We start from the raw sequence: 17,965 nt of genomic DNA, 5'->3' as shown, positions 1-17,965 counted from the left end.
ACAACTTAGCGCACGAAGCGGCTCCTGCCAAGCTCGGAATCGTCAGCTCAGGTGACCCGCCAGGTGCGGTCGGCCCCGCGAGTCGTGCAGGGCGAACCCGCCATCCGGCAGGAGCGCGAAGTTCACAGTGCTCGGCAGCGGTACGGGCAGCTTGAAGGCGACCTCGACGGTGTACGCGTCCGGCAGCCGGGCGTCCAACGCGGCCAGGCAGCGCGCCTTGCTCCACATGCCGTGCGCGATCGGCCGGCGGAAACCGAACAGTCGCGCCCCGAGTCGGGAGGTGTGGATCGGGTTGTGGTCACCGGACACCCGCGCGTACTCCGAGCCGACGCGCGGTTCCACGGGCCAGCGGGCGGTGGCCGGCGGCACGGCGGGACGGTCGCCCGGGTCGCGCCCGCCCGGCTTGCGCTCCCGACCGAGGTAGGTCGAGACGCCGCGCCACACCTCCTCGCCGTCGACCGAGCCGACCAGCACCACGTCCACCTGCCGCCCCCGGTGGTGCGGGCGCAGGTTCTCCGCGTACGTCATGAAGTCGATTGTCTCGTCGGCGGTGATCGGGCGGTGCGTGGTGATCCGGTTGCCGACGTGCACCAGGCCGAGCAGCGGGATGGGGAAGTCCGCCGCGGTCATCAGGCGCAGGGCCAGTGGGAAGCCCATGACGTGCGGAAACGTCGCGGGCAGCCGATCGTTGAGTCGGAACCCGCAGACCCGGTCGTAGTCGGCCAACTGCGCCCGGTCGACGGTCACCCCGCCCACTGTCAACTCGACCGCCGGCAGGTCCGGCCCGCGCCGCCCACCGCCGAGGCCGGGTAGCGCGCCGAGCAGCGCCCGTCGGTGCAGCGCCCCGGCCACCGGCATCCGGCGCAGTTCGACGCGGGTGCGGCTGCTCGACTCCGGCTGCGCGTCCATCACGCACCCAGCAGGCTCTGGCCGCAGACCCGGACGACGTTTCCGCTGACCGCGCCGCTGGCCGGCCAGGCCAACCAGCCGATCGTCTCGGCCACGTCCACCGGCAACCCGCCCTGGGCCAGGCTGTTCATCCGCCGGCCCGCCTCGCGGACCACAAGCGGGATGCGCGCGGTCAGCCGGGTCTCGATGAAGCCGGGGGCCACCGCGTTGACGCTGATCCCCCGTTCCCGCAGGGCCGGCGCCAGTGAGTCGACCAACCCGATCACGCCGGCCTTGCTGGTGGCGTAGTTGGTCTGACCCCGGTTGCCGGCGATCCCGGCGATCGAGGAGACCGAGATGATCCGCCCCCCGGCCGGAATCAGCTCCCGTTCCAGCAGCACGTCGTTGATCCGCTCCTGGCTGGACAGGTTGACGTCGATGACCTGGTCCCACCGGTCGGCGTCCATCCGGCCGAGCGTCTTGTCCCGGGTGATGCCGGCGTTGTGCACCACCACGTCGACCCGGCCGTGCCGGCTGGCCAGGTGCTCGGCGAGTCGGGTCGGCGCGTCCGGCGCGGTCAGGTCGAGTTGGACGGCGGTGCCGCCGATGTCGTTCGCCACCGCGGCGAGCGCGTCGCCGGCGGCCGGGATGTCCAGGGCCACCACCTTCGCGCCGTCGCGGGCGAGCACCTTGGCAAGTGCCGCGCCGATGCCCCGCGCGGCGCCGGTGACCAGCACGACCTGGCCGTCCAACGGGAGGTCCCAGTCGGCCGGGACGCTCGCCGCGCCGCCGCCGACCCGGATGACCTGCCCCGACACGTACGCGGACCGGCCGGACAGCAGGAACCGGATCGTCGATTCGAGGCTCGTGATGGTGCCGGCCGAGTGGGCCGGGTCGTCCGCCGCGTCACCGCTCACGTAGACGAGTTGCGCGGTGGTGCCCCGACCGAACTCCTTGCCGATGCTGCGGACCAGCCCTTCGAGGGCGCGCTGGGCGGTCGCCTCGCGGGGCGTCGCGCACTCCCGCGGCGGGGTGCCCAGCACGATCACCCGGCCGCTGGGCAGCACGGCCCGGGCCTGCGGGTGGAAGAAGTCGTAGAGCTGGCGCAGCTCGGTCGAGTCGGTGATGCCGGTGGCGTCGTACACCAGGGCGCCGAAGCGGTCCTGTGGTCCGGCCGTGCCGGTGTCCCGCAGCTCGACCCCGGCGGCGGTCAGGATCTTGACGATCGGTTCGGTGAGCCGACCGCCGGTGGCCGCGCCGAGCAGGGCCGGCCCGCGCAGCAGCGGATCGCCGGGCTGGTGCCGGCGCAGCCGGGGCGGGTCGGGCAGCCCGAGGCGCTTGACCAGCGCGCGGCCGGCGGCCGATTGGACGAAGCTCGCGTACCTGTCGGTCATGGGCGTAGCCTACTGGCGAGTAGGGTTCGAGCAACACATGTCGAGGAGGCGGATCGTGCAGAGCATCCGGCGGGTCGCGGTCATCGGGGGCAACCGCATCCCCTTCGCCCGTTCCAACTCCCGCTACGCGGACGCGTCCAACGCGGACCTGCTCGGCGCGGCGCTCGACGGCCTGATCGCCCGCTACGGGCTGGCCGGGCAACGGATCGGCGAGGTGGTGACCGGTGCGGTGCTCAAGCACTCCCGCGACTTCAACCTCACCCGCGAGGTGGTCCTCGGCTCCCGGCTCGACCCACACACCCCGGCGTACGACATCCAACAGGCCTGCGGCACCGGCCTGGAGGCGACGATCCTGGTCGCCAACAAGATCGCCCTCGGGCAGCTCGACGTGGGCATCGCCGGCGGTGTCGACACCACCTCCGACGCCCCGCTCGCCGTCAACGAGGAGATGCGCCGCACGCTGCTCAAGCTCAACTCGGCCCGCACGCTTGGCGAACGGCTCAAGATCGCGGCGAAGCTGCGCCCACTCCAGCCGTTCAAGCCGGAGATCCCACGCAACGCCGAGCCGCGTACCGGCCTGTCCATGGGCGACCACGCCGCCCGCACCGCCAGGCGCTGGCAGATCGACAGGCAATCCCAGGACGAGCTGGCGTTGCGCTCGCACCAGCGACTCGCCGCCGCGTACGACAAGGGTTTCTTCGACGACCTGATGACGCCGTACCTGGGGCTCACCCGGGACCAGAACCTCCGCCCGCACAGCAGCCTGGAGAAGCTCGCCGCGCTGAAGCCGGTCTTCGGCACCCGTGGCCCGGACGCCGAGCAGGCCACCATGACCGCCGGCAACTCGTCGCCCCTCACCGACGGCGCGTCCACCGTGCTGCTGGCCAGCGAGGAGTGGGCGGCGGCGCACCACCTGCCCGTGCTGGCCTGGTTCAGCTGGTCGGAGACCGCGGCGGTGGACTTCGTGCACGGCGACGAGGGTCTGCTGATGGCACCCGCGTACGCGGTGCCCCGGATGCTGGCCCGCGCCGGGCTGACGTTGCAGGACTTCGACTACTACGAGATCCACGAGGCGTTCGCGTCGCAGGTGCTGGCCACCCTCGCCGCCTGGGAGTCGCCGGAGTTCGGCAAGGACCGGCTCGGTCTGGACGCCCCGCTGGGCGCGATCGACACCGACCGGCTCAACGTCAACGGTTCGTCGCTGGCCGCCGGGCATCCGTTCGCCGCCACCGGCGGCCGGATCGTGGCGACCCTGGCCAAGTTGCTGGCCGAGCGGGGCAGCGGGCGCGGGCTGATCTCCATCTGCGCCGCCGGCGGCCAAGGCGTGACCGCCATCCTGGAGCGCTGAACGCGAGATCGTCCCTTACCGGGGTGACCGCCGGCAGGCGTTAACGGACCGTTCAGAAGTTGGTCCGCTGGTGGAGGGTTTACCACGCGACGGTGATCGTTGCCGCGCCCTTGGCGCGAATCGATCACTCCTGCGTGCGGAACGGGGCCGGATCACCATGGAGTCCGTCGTTACCCGGACGACCACCCTCTCGGTGGTCATCCCGATGTTCAATGAGAGCGCGGTCATTCCGGCGCTTGTCGCCCGGCTGCGGCCGGTGCTCGACGCGCTCGGCGTCGACTACGAGGTGGTCGCCGTCGACGACGGCAGCCGCGACGACACCGTTTCGGTGCTCTTCGACCACGGCCGGGACTGGCCGCAGTTGCGGGTGCTCCGGCTGCGGCGCAACAGTGGCCACCAGGCGGCGTTGACCGCCGGCCTGCACCGGGCCGTCGGCCAGTGGGTGGTCAGCCTCGACGCCGATCTCCAGGATCCGCCGGAGACCATCGCCGAGATGCTCCGCGTGGCCCGCGAGGACGGGGTGGATGTCGTCTACGGCGTCCGCGCCGACCGCAGCACCGACACGGTCTTCAAGCGCAACAGCGCCCGTGGTTACTACTGGGCGATGCGTCGGCTCGTCGGCGTCGACCTGCCCGCGCAGGCCGGCGACTTCCGGTTGCTCAGCCGGGACGTGATCGAGGCCCTGCGCCGGTTGCCCGAACGTGCCCCGGTCTACCGGCTGCTGGTGCCGTCGCTCGGCTTCCCCAGCGCCGAGGTGCGCTACGACCGCGAGGCCCGCGCAGCCGGCGAGACGAAGTACCCGCTGCGCCGGATGGTGGCCCTGGCCTGGGAGAGCACGGCGAACTTCTCCGCCGCGCCACTGCGCCTGGCCACCTGGTTGGGGATGTCGAGCTTCCTGCTCTGCCTCGCGCTGATCGTGTTCGGCATGGTCGTGCACGTCTCCGGCACCACCATCCCCGGCTGGACCTCGATGTTCGTCGCGGTGCTGCTGCTCAGTGGGGTGCAGTTGGTCTGCCTCGGCCTGCTGGGTGAGTACGTCGGCCGGATCTACGCCACCGTGCAGAACCGGCCCGCGTTCCACATCGGGTTCGACTCCCTCGACGACTTGCCGGGCGCCGGGACGGCAGCTCGGGGCCGGGTCGAGGGCGACTCGCGTACGTCGGACTTCGGATCGGTGGTAGGCATCCGTGGCTGACATCCTGTTGGCCGAGCGGATCGACACGCCGGCCCCGGCCCCGGCCTCCCGTCGGAACGCGCTCGTGCCGGTGCTCAGCACGCTCCCGTGGCTGCTCGTGATCGCCGCGCTGCTCGTGGTCTGGTCCCGGGGCAGCGTGCCCACCCCGGATCTCGCGCGGTTCTCCGCGTACTGGGTCCTCGCCCTGGTGCTCCCCGGGACCCTGGTGCACCGTGCACTGCGCGGCAGCCGGGGCAACCTTCCCGAGGACCTCGGCTACGGCGCGGCCACCGGTCTGCTGCTGGAGATCGTCGCCTGGGCGTTGGCCGCGGCGACCGGTCAACAGTCACTGCTGCGGTGGTGGCCGCTGCCCGTCCTCGTCGCGTTCGCCGCCGTCCCCGGGCTGCGCCGGCACTGGCGGGTCGGCGAACGTCGTCCGCTGCCGCTCGCCTGGCACTGGGCGATGGGCGCGGCACTGCTGGTTGCGCTGGCCTGGGGTTACATCCAGTGGCGGATGGTCCCGCTGCCTCCCGTGTACGGCGGCTACTACCAGGACGTGCTCTACCACCTCGGTCTGGTGCAGGAGCTGACCCGGGCGATGCCGTTCGAGTTGCCGCACGTCGCCGGGGAGGCGTTGCGCTACCACTACCTGTCCGACGCGCACATCGCCAGCGGCAGCATGATCACCGGGATCTCGCCGGCAGTGGTGCTGCTGCGACTCTGGCTGGTGCCCGTGATCGGTACCGCGGTGCTGCTCGCGGCCGGGCTCGCCCGGGACCTGAGCGGGGCCGTCTGGGCCGGTCCGGTGGCCGCCCTCGCCGCCTTCACCGGGGCCACGGTCACGCTCGGCTCGCCGGTGGGCGCGTCCGGCGAGATGCCGCTGTCGTACGCCAGCCCCTCCCAGACGTACGCGCTGGTGCCGTTGCTGCTGCTCACCGGGCTCATCGTCGACGTGACCCGGGGGCGTTCCCTCGGCCCGGCCTGGTTGCTGATTCCGGTGCTGGGGTTGGTCTGCGCGGGGGCCAAGTCCAGCGCGTTGCCGCCGGTGATCGCCGGCCTGGGTCTCACCGTCGTCGTGTTCTGGTGGCGGAAGCGGCAGGTTCCGCGACCCGCCCTGGTGGCGCTGGCCTGCCTCGTGGCGGCGATGGCGCTCGGGTTCCGGCTGTTCGCCGGTGGCGGGGCCGGCACGCTGCGCGTGCAGGCGTTGGCGATGCTGCACTTCATCGCCCCGTACGCCGAGACCCTCGGAACGGGTGACGGAATCTGGCCGAGCGCCCCGCTGCCGCCGGGCATCAACGACGGTGGCGTTCTCGGGTGGCTGCTGGCGTTCGCCGTGGTCGCCTGGTGGGTGCTGGCACAGGCGCCCCGGTGGGTGGGCATGAGCCTGCTCGTCCACAGTGGGCACCGGACCGACCCGGCCGTCTGGCTGCTCGCCGGCACGGTCCTGGCCGGGGCGGCCACCACCTGGGTGTTCCAGCACCCGTCGATCAGCCAGATCTACTTCTGGATGGGTGTCATCCCGGTCGGCGTCGTGCTGACCACCTGGTCCCTCGCCCAGGCCCGAGCGCCCTGGCCGGTGCTGGTGGTGCCCGCCGTGGCCGGCGCGCTGGCGGGGCTGGCCACGGTCGGCACCTTCGTCGGCTTCGCCGTGCCGAGGATCAGCCGTCCCGGCACCCCCACCACCTCGACGATCGAGGGGTGGCTGCGGGTGCTGGGTCTCTCGGCAGCCCGGTACGTGCTGTTCGTGGCGGTGGCCGCCGCGCTCGCCGTCGGGGTGGCCGCCCTGTGGCGGCGTCGCGTCCCGGTGCCGGCCGCTTCGGTGCCGGCCGCTTCGGTGTCGGCCGCTTCGGTGTCGGCCGCTTCGGTGTCGGCCGCGTCGGTGTCGGCCGCGTCGGTGTCGGCCGCGTCGGCGGCGGGCTCGGCAGGTCGTCGACGGGCGGCGACGATCGCCCTGGCCGGGATCACCGCGGCGATGCTCGGCGCCAGCGCCGCGGTCGTCGTGGGCGGAACCGTCCGCTCGGTGCTGACCGAGCCGGTGCCGGCGACCGGACCGCAGCCGTACGCGCTGACCGTCGACGAGATGCGCGCGGCGCTGTGGCTGGACGACAACGCCGCCGACGACGACGTGGTCGCCACAAACGTGCACTGCCGGCCGGTGCGGACCACCCCGCACTGCGACGCCCGTGCGTACTGGGTCACCGGTCTGGGCGGGCACCGCACGGTGGTGGAGAGCTGGGCCTACACCGACGCGGTCGTGGCCGCGCACGGCGTCGAGAACCTCGGGTACGCCCGGCAGAACTTCCCCGACCAGGCGCTGCTCGCGCTCAACGACAGGGTGTTCAGCACGCCAACCCAGGCCGATCTGGACCGGCTCCGCACGGAGCACGGGGTCCGGTGGTTGTTCGCCGACACCAGGGCCGGCGCGGTGTCGGCGGAGCTGGCCCGGCTGGCCCAGGTTCGCCTGGTCGCCGGCCCGGTCACCGTCTACGAGCTGAACCGCCCCTGACGGACTGAGCGACCCGGCCCGGTCCGGGTGTCGGCCTCGGCCCGGGCCGGGTGTCGGCCTCGGCCCGGGCCGGGTGTCGGCCTCGGCCCGGTCGGACTGAGCGACCCGGCCCGGTCCGGGCGACGTCCCGGCCCGGTCCGGGTGTCGGCCGGCGGGTGCGGGACAATGAGGTACGTGACGACGATCCCCAACGTGCTGGCCAACCGGTACGCCTCGCCCGAACTGGCAGCCCTCTGGTCCCCGGAGGAGAAGGTCCGGATGGAACGGCGACTCTGGCTCGCCGTGCTCCGCGCCCAGCGCGACCTGGGCGTGCCGGTGCCGGATGGCGTGGTCGAGGCGTACGAGCGGGTGCTCGACCACGTCGACCTCGCCTCGATCGCCGAGCGGGAGCGGGTCACCCGGCACGACGTGAAGGCCCGGATCGAGGAGTTCAGCGCGCTCGCCGGCCACGAGCACGTGCACAAGGGGATGACCTCCCGGGACCTCACCGAGAACGTCGAGCAGCTCCAGGTGCGCGCCTCGCTGGAGCTGATCCGCGACCGGGTGGTGGCCACCCTCGCCCGGCTGGCCTGGCTGGCCCACGAGCACTCCGAGCTGGTCATGACCGGCCGTTCGCACAACGTGGCGGCGCAGGCCACCACGCTGGGCAAGCGCTTCGCGTCGGCGGCGGAGGAGCTGCTGATCGCGTACGAGCGACTTGAGGAGCTGATCGCCCGCTACCCGCTGCGGGGGATCAAGGGGCCGGTCGGCACGGCCGCCGACCAGCTCGACCTCTTCGACGGCGACGCCGACAAGGTGGCCGAGCTGGAGCGGCGGGTCGCCGAGCACCTGGGCTTCTCCCGGGTGCTGGACAGCGTCGGGCAGGTCTACCCGCGTTCGCTCGACTTCGACGTGCTGGCCGCGCTGGCCCAGACCGCCGCCGCGCCGTCGTCGCTGGCCACCACGATCCGGTTGATGGTCGGCCAGGAGTTGGCGACCGAGGGCTTCAAGCCGGGCCAGGTCGGTTCCAGCGCGATGCCGCACAAGATGAACACCCGCTCGTCGGAGCGGGTGAACGGCTTCGCCGTGATCATCCGGGGTTACCTGTCGATGGTCGGCGAGCTGGCCGGTGACCAGTGGAACGAGGGGGACGTGTCCTGCTCGGTGGTCCGCCGGGTGGCACTGCCGGACGCGTTCTTCGCCGCCGACGGGCTGTTCCAGACGTTCCTCACCGTGCTCGACGAGTTCGGCTCGTACCCGGCGGTGATCAACCGGGAGTTGGAGCGCTTCCTGCCGTTCCTGGCCACCACGAAGATCCTGGTCGCGGCGGTCCGCCGAGGCGTCGGTCGGGAGGTCGCCCACGAGGTGATCAAGGAGCACGCGGTGGCGGTGGCGCTGGCGATGCGCGAGAAGGGCTCACCGGAGAACGACCTCTTCGACCGCCTGGCGGCGGACGGCCGACTCGGCCTGTCCCGCGCCGACATCGACACCCTGGTCGCCGACCGCAACGCCTTCGTAGGCGCCGCCCAAGCCCAGGTGGCAGCGGTAACCCGCCGAATCACGGCCGTGGTGGAAGCCCACCCGAACGCGGCCACCTACTCCCCACCCCCCATCCTCTAACCCCCACCCACCCCCTTCCCTCCCGGTGATCAAGAGGTTTGCGTCATCTTCGATCTCCCTGATGACCGAAACCTCTTGATCAACAGGGGGGAGGGGTGGGGTGGGTGGGTTGTTATTCGCCGGTTGGGGTTTCGGCGGCGGTTCTGAGGTTGGGGGCGCTGGCCGGTTCGGCTATGCCGCCGGGGGACTCCGTGATGCCCGCGACCTCGGCGGTTCCCGCGGCGACCGCCGGCTGGTCGGCTGGCATGACCTCGGGTGCCTTGAGTACGGCGACCACGGCCGTCCCGTACGCGCAGATCTCCATCCACATCTCGCCGCAGTCCCGGCTGTCGAACCGCATGCCGATCACCGCGTTCGCGCCGAGCCGCAGGGCCTCCTCGCCGAGGCGGGCCACCGAGTCGGTGCGCCATCGGGTCAGGTTGTCCGGGGCCAACGGGTCGTACGCCCCACCACGCAGGTTCTTGACGCCCTCGCGGTACGGGTTGCGCGTTCTGGCCATCGATGAGACCACCTCACCGAGAATCTGGCGGATCTCGTAGCCGGGCAGTTGCTCTGTCGTCACGACCAGCACGGTTCCGATGCTGTCAGGAGTGGCGCGACCCGATCGTGTGCATTGTTCACCTGATCGGATGCTGCAAAACCACGCGGCGCGGACGGCCGGCACGGGGCCGGCCATCCGCGCCGAGCGGGGCGCTAACCGTCAGACACCGGCCACCGAGGTGATCCAGGCCCGGTTGTACGCAACGCTGCCGTAGTTCTGGATGCTCGACCCGTCGGCGGTGGAGGCGACGCCGACCTGCTGGCCGTTGTAGAACTGCGGGCCACCGGAGTCACCGCGCCAGGCGTTGCCGTTGATCCGGGTGGTGCGGATCGCCTGGCCGCCGTACGCGTCGGTGGCGCTGTTGCTGGTCACCCGGACGGTGGCGGTCTTCAGCACGGTCGACGCGGAGCAGCCGCTGTAGCAGGTCATGCCCCAGCCGTAGATCGAGTTCGTCGAGTTGATCGGCGGGTTGCTGCTGGCCAGGCTCACCGCAGAGGTGCTGACGGTGCTGGAGAGCCGCATGAGCGCGAGATCGTTGCGGGTGTAGGTGGCGCTGACCGTGCGGGTGACCCCGCCGGAGGTGCGGTTCACGCTTCCGACGCGCACCGACATGGTGCCGCTGATGCAGTGCCGGGCGGTGAGCACCCACTGTGCGGCGATGACGCTGCCGGAGCAGGTGAACGAGCCGTTGCTGAGCACCGCGGCGGCCCAGGGCGCGGACGAGACGGTGCCGCCACCGATGATGGGTTGCGGGCCGGCCGGGGCGGCGGACGCGGCGGACGTGACGCCGAGGGCGCCGACCAGCGCGGTGCTGAGTACGGCGAGCAGGGGGCGGATGCGCATCGGGTGGACTCCTTGGGCGGTGCGGGCCCGGGGTCGCCGGGCGCGGATGCGGCGGTAGCGAGGATTCCCGCGACCGCTTGAATCGACTTACGTCGATGTACAGTAGGGCCCGTCGTTGTCGTTATCAAGGATTTGATCGAGGTTCGCCAATGTAACGATTCGGCCACCCGCTGCGCCGTATATGTCCTGCTGAGGCCGCCTGTAGCGCCTGACAGGTCACCCTGAGCGCCGGTAATGTCGATCACTGCCTGAACTGCACCCGGCCGGTGCGTCCGCAGCGATATCTGCCAGGTACGCTGGCTGCGCTCGCCCGTTGTGGGTCGGCACCCAACTGCGTACACAGTCAGGAGTGCCCAGTGCCTCGCGTCGTCGTCGACGTCATGCTCAAGCCCGAGATCCTCGATCCGCAGGGCCAGGCCGTCGCAAACGCGCTGCCCCGGCTCGGCGTCGGTGACGTCGCCTCGGTTCGGATCGGCAGGCGGATCGAGATCGAGTTCACAGGTGAACCGGACCTGGACCGCGCTCGGGAGATTGCCGACAAGCTGCTCGCCAACCCGGTCATCGAGGACTTCACCGTCCGCCTGGTCGAGGCCGACGAGACCGCGGACGCCCGCTCGTGACCGCCCGGGTCGGTGTGGTCACCTTCCCCGGCTCGCTCGACGACGGGGATGCGGCCCGAGCCGTCCGGATCGCCGGCGCCGAGCCGGTCCGGCTCTGGCACGGCGACCCGGAGCTGCACGGGGTCGACGCGGTCGTCCTGCCCGGCGGGTTCTCCTACGGTGACTACCTGCGGTGCGGTGCCATCGCCCGGTTCGCCCCGGTGATGGAGACGATCGTGGACGCCGCCCAGGGTGGCCTGCCGGTGCTCGGCATCTGCAACGGCTTCCAGATCCTGTGCGAGGCGCACCTGCTGCCCGGCGCGCTCACCCGCAACCAGCACCTGCACTTCCGCAACCGCGACCAGGTCCTGCGCATCGAGTCGGCCGGGACGGCGTGGACCAACGCGTTCCAGCCCGGCCAGGAGGTGCTCATCCCGGTCAAGAACGGTGAGGGCTGCTACGTCGCGGACACCGCGACGCTGGACCAGCTCGAAGCCGAGGGCCGGGTGGTCGCCCGCTACGTCGGCGGCAACCCCAACGGGTCCCAGCGCGACATCGCCGCGATCACCAACGCCGCCGGCAACGTGGTCGGCATCATGCCGCACCCCGAGCACGCGGTGGAGGCGCTCACCGGCCCTTCGCTGGACGGTCTCGGCTTCTTCACGTCGGTCCTCAAGCACCTGGTCGGGGCACCAGCGTGAGCGCGAGGAGTGAGCCGGGTCTGCGAGCCCCGCAGTCGCGAACAAAGACGGGGGCGGTGACCGGCGGCACGATCATCGGTCAGCTCAACCGCCGGTCTGGCGGGCACGAGCGCAGCGAGGAGAGGTCATGACCACCCATCCGGACCCGGTACGCGACACACCGGAGGCGTACTCCGCCCCGGCGCAGCCGGCCGAGCCGAGCCAGGCGCAGCCGGTCGCGTCGGCGACCGCTCCCGCCCAGCCGAGCACCGCCGTCTGGACCGAGGGCGTGGACACCGTGCCGCGCGCCGGTGGCACCCCGGGCGAGCTTCAGCCGTACACCGAGCTGGGCCTGCGCGACGACGAGTACGACCGGATCCGGCAGATCCTCGGCCGCCGACCCACGCAGTCCGAGCTGGCCATGTATTCGATCATGTGGAGCGAGCACTGCTCCTACAAGTCGAGCAAGGTGCACCTGCGTCAGTTCGGTGAGAAGGCCCCGCACAGCGACCGGATGCTCGCCGGCATCGGTGAGAACGCCGGTGTGGTGCAGGTCTCCGACGAGCTGGCGGTGACCTTCAAGGTCGAGTCGCACAACCACCCGAGCTTCGTCGAGCCGTACCAGGGCGCGGCGACCGGCGTCGGTGGCATCGTCCGGGACATCCTCGCCATGGGCGCCCGCCCGGTCGCGGTGATGGACCCGCTGCGCTTCGGTGCCGCAGACCACCCGGACACCGCCCGGGTGCTCACTGGCGTGGTCGCCGGCGTCGGCGGCTACGGCAACTGCCTGGGCCTGCCCAACATCGGTGGCGAGCTGGTCTTCGACCCCTCCTACCAGGGCAACCCGCTGCTCAACGCGCTCTGCCTGGGCGTGCTGCCGGTCAGCCGGCTGCAGAACAAGGCCGCCGCCGGCCCAGGCAACGTTGTCGTGCTGATGGGCGCCAAGACCGGCCGCGACGGCATCGGCGGCGTCTCGGTGCTGGCCAGCGCCACCTTCGACGAGGGCAGCGAAGCGCGCCGCCCCGCCGTGCAGGTCGGTGACCCGTTCACCGAGAAGCTGCTGATCGAGGCGTGCCTCGAGCTGTACGACGGCCAACTCGTCGTCGGCATCCAGGACCTCGGCGGTGCCGGTCTGACCTGCGCGCTCACCGAGACCGCCGCCGCTGCCGGCACCGGCATGCGGGTCTGGCTGGAGCGGGTGCCGCTGCGCGAGCCCTCGATGGACCCGCACGAGATCCTGGCCAGCGAGTCCCAGGAGCGGATGCTGCTGGTCGTCGAGCCGGACAAGCTCGACGCGGTGCTCAAGACCTGCGAGAAGTGGGGCGTCCTCGCCACCGCGATCGGTGAGGTCACCGCACCGGAGCCGGACGGCCGCCCCGGTCGACTGGCGATCACCTGGCAGGACCACCTGGTTGTCGACGTGCCGCCGGGTTCGCTCGTCGACGACGGCCCGGTCTACGCCCGGCCGATGCGCGAGCCGGCCGACCTGATCCTGCTCCAGGCGGACCGGGCCGAGACGCTGCCCCGCCCGGCCGACCCGGAGGCGCTGCGGGAGACCGTGCTGCGCATGATCGCGTCGCCGAACCTGGCCGACAAGACCTGGGTCACCGAGCAGTACGACCGCTACGTGCTGGGCAACACAGTGCTCGCCCAGCCGGAGGACGGCGGCGTGATCCGGATCGACGAGCGGACCGGTCTCGGCGTGGCGCTGTCGTTGGACGGCAACGGCCGGTACGCCCGACTGGACCCGTACAACGGCACCAAGCTGGCCCTGGCCGAGGCGTACCGGAACGTGGCGGTGACCGGCGCGAAGCCGATCGCCGTCACCAACTGCCTCAACTTCGGCTCGCCGGAGGACCCGGGCGTGATGTGGCAGTTCGCCGAGGCCGTGCGCGGCCTGGCGGACGGCTGCCTGGAGCTGGGCATTCCGGTGACCGGCGGCAACGTCAGCTTCTACAACCAGACCGGCGCGGCGGCCATCCACCCGACCCCGGTGGTCGGCGTGCTGGGCGTGCTGGACAACGTCGCCGACCGGGTGCCGATGGGCTTCGTGCCGCGCGCCGGCGGCGACCACGACCAGCTCTACCTGCTCGGCGAGACGAACGTGGAGCTGTCCGGCTCGGAGTGGGCCTGGGTGACGCACGAGCACCTCGGCGGCATCCCGCCGCAGGTCGACCTGCTCCGCGAGAAGGCGCTCGCCGAGCTGCTGGCCGAGGCGGCCCGAGTCGGTCACCTGGCCTCCGCGCACGACCTCTCCGACGGTGGCCTCGCCCAGAGCCTGATCGAGTCCTGCCTGCGTCGCGGGGTCGGTGCCCGGGTCGCGGTGCCGGAGCAGTTCGCCGAGGGCTCGATGCCGTTCGTCTACCTGTTCAGCGAGTCCGCCACGCGGGCGCTGGTCTCGGTGCCGCGCGGTCACGACAAGGCGTTCGCGGCACTCTGCGCGGAGCGGGGCGTGCCGTTCGAGCTGATCGGTGTCACCGACCCGTCCGGTGGTGCGCTCGAGGTGCACGGCCAGTTCCGGATCGGTCTGGACGAGCTGCGTACCGCGCACACCGAGACGTTGCCGCGCCTCTTCGGCGGCTCGGCGGCCGTCGAGGTGCCCGCACCGGTCGCCGGTGTGGCGGGTGCGGTCGAGGCCGTTCCGCTGCCGGTCGCGCCGGCCGAGCCGGTCGACGCGGCGGCGGTGGTCTCCGAGCCGATCGCCTCTTCGGGCCCTTCGCCGGAGACCGGCGCGGTCGAGCCGATCGGGTCGGAGCAGCCCGACGGGGCGTCCGAGTCTGACCCCGGTGTCACCGAGCCGTCGCCCGACGAGCGCTGAGGCGTTGACGGCCGCTGTCTACGGCCAACCCGGTTCCGGCGCCCGGTTCGACTGGGGGTTGACCGGGGCGGCCGAGCTCGGTCGGGTCTGCGCGGCGCTGGTGGTGGTGGACGTCCTCTCGTTCACCACCGCCGTGGAGGTGGCTGTCGCCCGGGGCATGCGGGTGCACCCGTTCCCCTGGGGTGAGCAGGCCGCCGAGTACGCCGTCCGGGTCGGCGCGATCGCTGCCGTCGGGCGGCGGCAGACGACAGCGGAACATCCGTGGTCGCTCTCGCCCGCCGCGCTGAGCAGCGCACCCGTGGTGGCGGACCTCGTGCTGCCCTCCCCGAACGGCTCCGCCATCAGCGCCGCCGCCAGTGCCACCGGCCTGCCGGTGGTCGCCGGGTGTCTGCGCAACGCACGCGCCGTCGGGCGTTGGCTGCGCCGCCAGGGGTACGGCACGGTGAACGCCCCGATCGGCGTGATCGCCTCGGGGGAGCGGTGGCCGGACGGGTCGCTGCGCCCGTCGGTGGAGGACCAACTCGGCGCCGCCTCGGTGCTGGACGCCCTCTCCGGCGTGCCGGGTGGGCTCTCGGTGGAGGCGGCCATGGCGCTCGCCGCGCTGGCGAGCACCCCTGATGTGCCCGCCGCCGTGCGCGGCAGCGTCTCCGGGCGGGAGTTGACCGAGAGCGGCTTCGCCGCAGACGTGGACGTCGCCGTCCGGATCGGCGTGTCGGACGTCGTGCCGGTGCTCCGTCAGGGCGTCTTCTCCGCCGCCTGACCGCGTCTGCCCGCGCCTGACCGCGTCTGCCCGCGCCTGACCGCGCCGGCCCGCGCCGGTGATCAACTCGGCTTTCCGGAATTCGGGGTGTCCGGGCCTGCGGGATGGCCCGACTTCATTGATCCCGAGTGGGTCTTGCAACGAAACGGCCACCCGGATCTCCGGGTGGCCGTTTCCATGTGCTGTGGTGGGGGTCAGTCGTCCAGCCAGTCGAGGCGGCGACCGCCGCGCTCGGTCGGCGGCGGCGGCGGGGTGTCCGGTCGGTTCCGCCCGGCGGGCTGACCGTAGCCGCCCTGCTCGTAGCCCCGGTCGTCGTAGCCACCGCCGCGCTGCTGCGGAGGCTCCTGGCCGCCGTAGTTGCCGCCCTGGTCGTACCCGCCGGCGGGCTGACCGTAGCCGCCCTGGTCGTAACCCCGGTCGTCGTAGCCACCGCCGCGCTGTGGCGCGGGCTCCTGGCCGCCGTAGTTGCCGCCCTGGTCGTACCCGCCGGCCGGTTGACCGTAGCCGCCCTGGTCGTACCCGCCAGCCTCCGGAGCGCCGTACCCTGCGGTCGGCTCGGCAGCGCGACCGCCGTACGGGGCGGGATCGGGCTGGCCGTACCCCTGCCCCTGCTCCGGCTGGTAGACGCCTGTGGCGTACGGGTCGGCCGGGGCCGGGTACTGGGTGTCGCCGGTGTACCGGCCGGTCGGCTCGTCGAACCGCTCGCCGTACGCCGCTCCGCCAGCGGGAGCCGGCGGGTAGGCGGCGGTGCCGCCCGGGGCGTCGTAGTCACGACTGCCGTAGCCGCCGCCGGAGGCCGGAGCGTTGCCGTAGCCGCCACCGGAGGCTGGCGCGCCGCCGTAGCCGGCACTGGGCGCGGCACCGTAACCGTCGCCGGCCGCACCGGCGCCGTAGCCGCCCTCCGGGCCGGCCGGAGCGCCGTAGCCGCCACCCGAAGCGGGCGCGTTGCCGTAGCCGCCGGCGCCGTACCCAGCGGGCGCCGGCTCTTCGCCGTAACCGGCGCCGCCCCAGCCCTGCTGACCCGCGCCGCCGTATGCCTGCGCAGGCGCGCCGTACGGGTCCGGCGGAACGTCGTCGACCACCGGGCGGTGCATCATCGTCGGTGCTTCGCTCAGCGCCGCGCCACCGACCATTGTCGGGTCCGGTCCAGCGCCGGGACGACCGCCGACCACCCGGGTCTGGTCGTCCGCACCGCGGAACGCGCCCCGCGAGGGCGGCACCACACCGCCGCCACCGGCACCGGCCGGAGCGTCGTCGTCGTCGCCGTTCTCCCTGCGCTTCATCCAGAGCAGCACGATCGTGCCGACACCGGCGGCGACCAGAAGACCACCGAGCAAAATGATCAGGTACGAGCCGATGCCGCCGCCGTCGTCGGTGTTCGCGGCGTTCGCCGGAGCGCCCTGGCTGGCCTCCTCGGTGGGCTCCTCCTCGGTGCCCTCCTCGGTGGTCGCCTCCTCGGTGGGAGTGGCGTCGGGGGTGGCGGACGGGGTGGCGCTGGGCGTCACCTCGGTCTTGATCGCGAGGCTGATCCGTTGCCCGGTGATGGCCTGCCCGGCGTTGGCGTTCACGGACTTGAACGCCTGGATGTTGTCGAACGACGCGCCGAGGTCGATCCGGCCGGGCGCGATCGGCTTCTGGGTGGTGCCGGTGAACCGGAACTCGCCGTTGCCGTTGCTGGTGGCGTCGTAGCGGTGACCGGCGGTGTCCTGGAGGACCACGAAGGCGTTCGGCACGGCCTTGCCGTCCGCCTGCGCGACCACCTTGCCGGCGACCGACCGCACGGTCTGGTTCTGCGGCGGCGGCGGAGCGGCCTTGCCCTTCACGGTCAGCGAGACGTTGGCGGTGTCCGCACCCGATTGGGCCTCGACGGCCACGGTGAGGGTCGCGGTCGCGTCGCCAGCGTTGGCGCTGGCCGCGATCCGGACCAGCACCGTCTTTGCCGGGTTGCCCAGGCCACCGTTGAAGGTGACATCGCCGCAACCGCTGGCGCAGCTGACGCCGGACGGCAGGCCGGAGACACTGATCTTCCCCGTCTCGTCGCCGTTATCCGGAGTAACGCGCACAGTGAGTGTGGCGTCGCTGCCGGCGTTCACTGTGATCGAGCCGGGGGAGACATCCACATCCGCGGCTATGGCTGGTGTGGCGGGGACGGCGAGCAGAGCGCCGGCAACCAGCGCTACGACCACACCGGCCCGCTGCTTCCAGGCACGTCGGTGTGTTGACACGTCCACCGCCTTCCGGGCTGACTTCCCTCTGACCGGCGGGGCGCCGGGCCGGGGATCATCACGGTACGAATACGCCGTCGGCAACTATGCCTTGTCCGACTGCATGAGCGCGACCCAGGGCCAGCGTCGCGTGTCTGGCCTTGGGGTCGTATCGTCCCGTCGTGTCCTCTCCGCACAGTAAGTCCGCTGCCGTTACGGCCGCGTTGTCGGCGCTCGACGAGGGGCGTACACCCGAACGGCCGGTGTTCCGAGAGGCGGTCCGGTCGTTGTTGGCCGTCCTCGCGGAGCGCGCCCCCGGCCGATCGGTGGAGGTGCGCGTCCCACCATACGGGGCGATCCAGTGCGTATCGGGGCCTCGACACACCAGAGGAAACCCACCAAACGTGGTCGAGATGGCTCCGAATACCTGGTTGGAGCTGGCAACCGGCAGGGTTGGCTGGGCGGAGGCGGTCACCGACGGTCGCGTCCAGACGAGTGGCAATCGCGCGGACCTCTCGGCGCATCTGCCCCTCTAGTCGTCCCGATGTCCGACTCACCGTGACAGTGAGCAGGGGAATCGTGACTTTCTGTATTGACGTCGATTCGCGTAC

At 72.1% G+C, this 17,965-nt stretch carries 14 protein-coding genes; 9 read left to right on the top strand and 5 right to left on the bottom strand.

Going from position 1 to position 17,965, the window contains the following annotated elements; genetic code table 11:
* Positions 1-42: 42 nt before the first annotated feature.
* Together ACLQ3B_RS09650 and ACLQ3B_RS09645 are read right to left on the bottom strand one after the other, a co-directional pair.
* On the bottom strand, positions 43-909 hold the full coding sequence (locus ACLQ3B_RS09650; protein ID WP_425779269.1) for a MaoC/PaaZ C-terminal domain-containing protein: 867 nt from the start codon (positions 907-909) through the stop codon (positions 43-45).
* Entirely contained in the window at positions 909-2,282 is a 1,374-nt protein-coding gene (locus tag ACLQ3B_RS09645) for a 3-oxoacyl-ACP reductase (protein WP_425779267.1), read from the bottom strand. The genes ACLQ3B_RS09650 and ACLQ3B_RS09645 overlap by 1 nt, the downstream gene beginning before the upstream one ends.
* Positions 2,283-2,337: 55 nt before the next feature.
* Here ACLQ3B_RS09645 and ACLQ3B_RS09640 point away from each other — a divergent pair, with 55 nt between their 5' ends.
* From ACLQ3B_RS09640 to purB, 4 genes are all read left to right on the top strand, one after another.
* Positions 2,338-3,630 (top strand): acetyl-CoA C-acetyltransferase, encoded by a 1,293-nt coding sequence (locus ACLQ3B_RS09640; protein WP_425779265.1) that lies wholly within the window; start codon positions 2,338-2,340, stop codon positions 3,628-3,630.
* 157 nt (positions 3,631-3,787) lie between these two features.
* Positions 3,788-4,825: a glycosyltransferase family 2 protein gene (locus tag ACLQ3B_RS09635; protein ID WP_425779263.1), complete on the top strand. Its 1,038-nt coding sequence runs from the start codon at positions 3,788-3,790 to the stop codon at positions 4,823-4,825.
* Entirely contained in the window at positions 4,818-7,310 is a 2,493-nt protein-coding gene (locus tag ACLQ3B_RS09630) for a hypothetical protein (RefSeq protein ID WP_425779261.1), read from the top strand. The genes ACLQ3B_RS09635 and ACLQ3B_RS09630 overlap by 8 nt, the downstream gene beginning before the upstream one ends.
* 174 nt (positions 7,311-7,484) lie before the next feature.
* The gene (gene purB / locus ACLQ3B_RS09625; protein WP_425779259.1) at positions 7,485-8,909 is read left to right on the top strand and encodes an adenylosuccinate lyase; all 1,425 of its coding nucleotides are present in this window, start codon (positions 7,485-7,487) and stop codon (positions 8,907-8,909) included.
* Positions 8,910-9,021: 112 nt separating this feature from the next.
* Here purB and ACLQ3B_RS09620 read toward each other — a convergent pair whose 3' ends face one another.
* Both ACLQ3B_RS09620 and ACLQ3B_RS09615 read right to left on the bottom strand, forming a co-directional pair.
* Positions 9,022-9,585: a YbjQ family protein gene (locus ACLQ3B_RS09620; RefSeq protein WP_425779257.1), complete on the bottom strand. Its 564-nt coding sequence runs from the start codon at positions 9,583-9,585 to the stop codon at positions 9,022-9,024.
* A gap of 24 nt (positions 9,586-9,609) precedes the next feature.
* On the bottom strand, positions 9,610-10,293 hold the full coding sequence (locus ACLQ3B_RS09615; RefSeq protein ID WP_328651492.1) for a S1 family peptidase: 684 nt from the start codon (positions 10,291-10,293) through the stop codon (positions 9,610-9,612).
* Between the two features lie 356 nt (positions 10,294-10,649).
* On the opposite strand from ACLQ3B_RS09615, the gene purS reads away from it, so the two are divergent.
* The 4 genes from purS (at position 10,650) to ACLQ3B_RS09595 (ending at position 15,150) form a co-directional block, all read left to right on the top strand.
* The gene (gene purS, locus ACLQ3B_RS09610) at positions 10,650-10,913 is read left to right on the top strand and encodes a phosphoribosylformylglycinamidine synthase subunit PurS (RefSeq protein WP_030491392.1); all 264 of its coding nucleotides are present in this window, start codon (positions 10,650-10,652) and stop codon (positions 10,911-10,913) included.
* Positions 10,910-11,593 (top strand): phosphoribosylformylglycinamidine synthase subunit PurQ, encoded by a 684-nt coding sequence (gene purQ, locus ACLQ3B_RS09605; RefSeq protein WP_210784151.1) that lies wholly within the window; start codon positions 10,910-10,912, stop codon positions 11,591-11,593. The genes purS and purQ overlap by 4 nt, the downstream gene beginning before the upstream one ends.
* A 127-nt stretch (positions 11,594-11,720) precedes the next feature.
* Positions 11,721-14,390, top strand: coding sequence for a phosphoribosylformylglycinamidine synthase subunit PurL (purL, locus tag ACLQ3B_RS09600; RefSeq protein WP_425779255.1), 2,670 nt, complete (start codon positions 11,721-11,723; stop codon positions 14,388-14,390).
* Between the two features lie 4 nt (positions 14,391-14,394).
* Positions 14,395-15,150 (top strand): 2-phosphosulfolactate phosphatase, encoded by a 756-nt coding sequence (locus tag ACLQ3B_RS09595; RefSeq protein ID WP_425779872.1) that lies wholly within the window; start codon positions 14,395-14,397, stop codon positions 15,148-15,150.
* Between the two features lie 194 nt (positions 15,151-15,344).
* Here the strand turns inward: ACLQ3B_RS09595 and ACLQ3B_RS09590 are convergent, their stop codons facing one another.
* Positions 15,345-17,375, bottom strand: coding sequence for a hypothetical protein (locus ACLQ3B_RS09590; protein ID WP_425779253.1), 2,031 nt, complete (start codon positions 17,373-17,375; stop codon positions 15,345-15,347).
* 161 nt (positions 17,376-17,536) lie between these two features.
* Here ACLQ3B_RS09590 and ACLQ3B_RS09585 point away from each other — a divergent pair, with 161 nt between their 5' ends.
* On the top strand, positions 17,537-17,890 hold the full coding sequence (locus ACLQ3B_RS09585) for a sterol carrier family protein (RefSeq protein ID WP_425779252.1): 354 nt from the start codon (positions 17,537-17,539) through the stop codon (positions 17,888-17,890).
* Positions 17,891-17,965 lie beyond the last annotated feature (75 nt).

This window comes from Micromonospora sp. DT53 (genome assembly GCF_049841535.1).
Classification (GTDB): Bacteria; Actinomycetota; Actinomycetes; order Mycobacteriales; family Micromonosporaceae; genus Micromonospora.
This window is presented reverse-complemented; position numbering and strand designations above follow the sequence as displayed.

Coding starts and splice junctions, on each gene's coding strand:
- ACLQ3B_RS09650 (WP_425779269.1), bottom strand. CDS start 909: ATGGACGCGCAGCCGGAGTCGAGCAGCCGCACCCGCGTCGAACTGCGC.
- ACLQ3B_RS09645 (WP_425779267.1), bottom strand. CDS start 2,282: ATGACCGACAGGTACGCGAGCTTCGTCCAATCGGCCGCCGGCCGCGCG.
- ACLQ3B_RS09635 (WP_425779263.1), top strand. CDS start 3,788: ATGGAGTCCGTCGTTACCCGGACGACCACCCTCTCGGTGGTCATCCCG.
- ACLQ3B_RS09620 (WP_425779257.1), bottom strand. CDS start 9,585: ATGGCCGGCCCCGTGCCGGCCGTCCGCGCCGCGTGGTTTTGCAGCATC.
- ACLQ3B_RS09615 (WP_328651492.1), bottom strand. CDS start 10,293: ATGCGCATCCGCCCCCTGCTCGCCGTACTCAGCACCGCGCTGGTCGGC.
- purL (WP_425779255.1), top strand. CDS start 11,721: ATGACCACCCATCCGGACCCGGTACGCGACACACCGGAGGCGTACTCC.